The 3,007-nt window shown below is 36.9% G+C and carries 4 protein-coding genes and 1 riboswitch; of the genes, 3 read left to right on the forward strand and 1 reads right to left on the reverse strand.

Translation table 11 applies throughout. From position 1 onward, the window contains the following. The first annotated feature begins 110 nt into the window (after positions 1-110). The 3 genes from V7161_RS29520 to V7161_RS29530 are packed head-to-tail and all read left to right on the forward strand — an operon-like array spanning position 111 to position 1,140. Positions 111-482, forward strand: coding sequence for a DUF2089 domain-containing protein (locus tag V7161_RS29520; protein ID WP_335716332.1), 372 nt, complete (start codon positions 111-113; stop codon positions 480-482). Continuing rightward, positions 483-866 (forward strand): SHOCT-like domain-containing protein, encoded by a 384-nt coding sequence (locus V7161_RS29525; protein ID WP_335716333.1) that lies wholly within the window; start codon positions 483-485, stop codon positions 864-866. Beyond that, entirely contained in the window at positions 850-1,140 is a 291-nt protein-coding gene (locus V7161_RS29530; RefSeq protein ID WP_335716334.1) for a hypothetical protein, read from the forward strand. The genes V7161_RS29525 and V7161_RS29530 overlap by 17 nt, the downstream gene beginning before the upstream one ends. A gap of 37 nt (positions 1,141-1,177) precedes the next feature. Here V7161_RS29530 and V7161_RS29535 read toward each other — a convergent pair whose 3' ends face one another. Continuing rightward, positions 1,178-2,653 (reverse strand): amino acid permease, encoded by a 1,476-nt coding sequence (locus tag V7161_RS29535; protein ID WP_335716335.1) that lies wholly within the window; start codon positions 2,651-2,653, stop codon positions 1,178-1,180. Between the two features lie 101 nt (positions 2,654-2,754). Further along, positions 2,755-2,945: riboswitch (Lysine riboswitch) on the reverse strand. Positions 2,946-3,007 lie beyond the last annotated feature (62 nt).

A 3,007-nucleotide genomic window follows, 5' to 3' on the forward strand; every position in this document is an offset into this window, starting at 1 on the left:
ATATAACATAATTAAGTTTTTTATTATTTTTTATCAAAAAATTAAATTAATACCTTTAAAAATTTTATAAATTATTGTATGATGTGGTTAATAAAGGAAAGGAGATCATAATGGCGTATCCGCTCATAACAAATTGCCCGGTTTGCAGTAAACAATTAAAAATTACGAAGCTTCAGTGTAGCCATTGCCAAACGACAGTGGAAAATGAATTTCAACTATCTAAATTTGCAGCTCTTGGTCAGGATCAGCTTCAGTTTATAGAAACATTTTTAAAATGCCGTGGAAATATTAAGGAAGTTGAAAAAGAACTTGGAATTTCCTACCCAACCGTACGTGGAAAATTAGACGATATTATTAATTCACTTGGTTACACCACAAATAAAAAAATGGAAATAGATAAGAAAAAAATTGTTTCGATGCTTGAAAAAGGAGAAATCACTGCTGAAGAGGCCATTCATTTATTAAAAGAGGGGGAACTATAAATGAAAGAAGAGATTTCAAGGGTGTTAACGATGGTTGAAGAAGGAAAGCTGGATAAAGAAAAAGCAACAGAATTAATTAATGTACTTCAAGGTAAGGAGCAATTCATTCCACTTAACAAAGATGCTTCGTATTTAAATAAAACATTAAAGATCCGCGTTTCTTCAGAAGAAGGAGACAACGTGAATGTAAACCTTCCGATTAAGTTAATTAAAGCTGTTTTAAAAGTTGGCACGAGTATAGCGGAGAAAATACCTGAGGCTGAGAAGTATGTAAAGCATGTTAATGTAGATATGTTAATCGAAGCTATCGAAAATGAAGTAGACGGACAGATTGTCGATATCACTTCGGCAAAAGGTGAAAAAGTTTTTGTGGTCATTGAATAAATCTATGCTTAAAGTCCGAGTGAAATTAAAAGAAAAAAAGGTAACCATACCTGTTCCTTACCCGATCTTAAACCTCCTTTTAACATTGATTACTTCAAAAAGAATAACAAGTTTTGTAAATAAAGCAATCGAAAATGACGGGAAAAAGTTTACGATTCCACAAATAGATAGAAAAGACGTAAAGCCACTAATAAAGGCCTTAATAGAGCAAAGGGGATTAAATTTGGTGCAAACTAAATTAAAAGATGGAACTGAAGTAACCGTTCAGTTATAAATAATAAAGAGCACGCTCGAATGCGTGCCCTTTAACATTAATTATTTAAATCACATTTATCTAAAGGAATAACCTTAGTTTTCTTTATGAATTTATATCCAAGCCATAGGATTAAGAATAACGGCAATCCGATATAGGAAACCATAACACCGTTCCAATCAATATGATCCCCCATAAATGCGGAATAGTTTTGTCCTAGGACAACGAAACCACAAACTGCAAAGGCGAAGATTGGTCCAAATGGGAAGAGCTTTGATTTATATGGTAATAAGTTTAAATCTCTACCCTGAGCAACATAGGCTCTACGGAAGCGATAATGACAAATTGCAATTCCAAGCCAGGCGATAAAGCCAGACATACCAGAAGCATTTAACAACCAAACGTAAACAGTTCCATCACCAAAGAAAGAAGCAAGAAATGCAAGTGTACCCACTAGTGTTGTTACGATTAATGCATTTACTGGAACACCATTTTTATTTAATTTACCAAGGAATTTTGGTGCTTTTCCTTCACGGGCCAAATCCCAAAGCATACGAGTTGAAGCGTACATGCCTGAGTTTCCTGCAGACAGTACAGCTGTTAAGATAACGGCATTCATAACTGAAGCAGCAAAAGCAATGCCTGCTTTTTGGAAAACTAGTGTGAAAGGACTGACTGTAACATCACCATTCGCTAAGTCGCCATTTGTATAAGGAATCAAAAGGCCGATAATTAAAATAGCTAAAACATAAAATAAAAGAATACGCCAGAATACTTGTTTAACCGCACGCGGAATGGCTTTTGTTGGATTATCTGTTTCACCAGCTGCAACTCCAAGCAGTTCTGTACCTTGGAATGAGAATCCAGCTGCCATAAAGATACCCAGCATCGCCATAAAACCGCCGTGGAAAGGTGCATCGCCGACAGTGAAGTTTTTGAACCCAACAGCTTCGTCTCCCATAATGCCAAAAATCATTAAGGTGCCAGTAACGATAAAGATAATTACCGTAACCACTTTCACTAAGGAGAACCAATATTCAGCTTCTCCGAATCCTTTTACAGAAAGGAAATTTAATAAAAACATAACGACTAAGAAGATTCCGCTCCAAATAATAGAAGGAGTGTGCGGGAACCAGAATTTCATGATCATTGTAACGGCTGCTAATTCTGCCGCAATGGTAATGGCCCAGTTATACCAGTAATTCCAGCCAAGTGCAAAGCCGAGTGAAGGATCGACAAATTTAGTGGCATAGGTGCTAAAGCTTCCAGCAACCGGCATGTACGCACCCATTTCAGCTAAGCTTTGCATTAAAAAGTACACCATAACGCCAATAACTAGATAAGAAAGGATAGCACCTCCAGGACCGGCAGTATGAATAGCTCCACCACTTGCCAGGAATAGCCCTGTACCAATTGTACCACCAAGTGAAATCATCGTCAGGTGCCTCGATTTTAGGCTCCGTTTTAATCCATCTTTGTTAGAAGGTTTAACATCTATGCTTACATCTTCTTTTAATACCCGTGCAGTTTGCATAATTATAACTCCCTTTAAATTAGTTTATGGAAGGAGTTTGGAATAAAAAATACCATCGAGATAGACATCGATGGCATTTATAATACCCCGCATCATACCTTCCGAAAGATAGCTCAACACGAACAGCTTGGTAGGGCCATTCGTGACAGTTCTGTTCCTATTTGGAGACAGCCCCAGCATACTTGTTCAGAGAAGCAAGCAAACTTCGGCAGTTTTTCCTTTCAAACGGAGTCAATAATGTCTCTGCATCTCGTCCGTGTTACTAATAAAAACCGCGACCTCTACCTCATCGGCTTGATGAGGATTTATTTATGAAGTTTAATATATTACTAAAGTATAAATACTATTGGAAAA

This window comes from Neobacillus drentensis, assembly GCF_036965425.1.
Lineage (GTDB): Bacteria > Bacillota > Bacilli > Bacillales > Cytobacillaceae > Neobacillus > Neobacillus drentensis_F.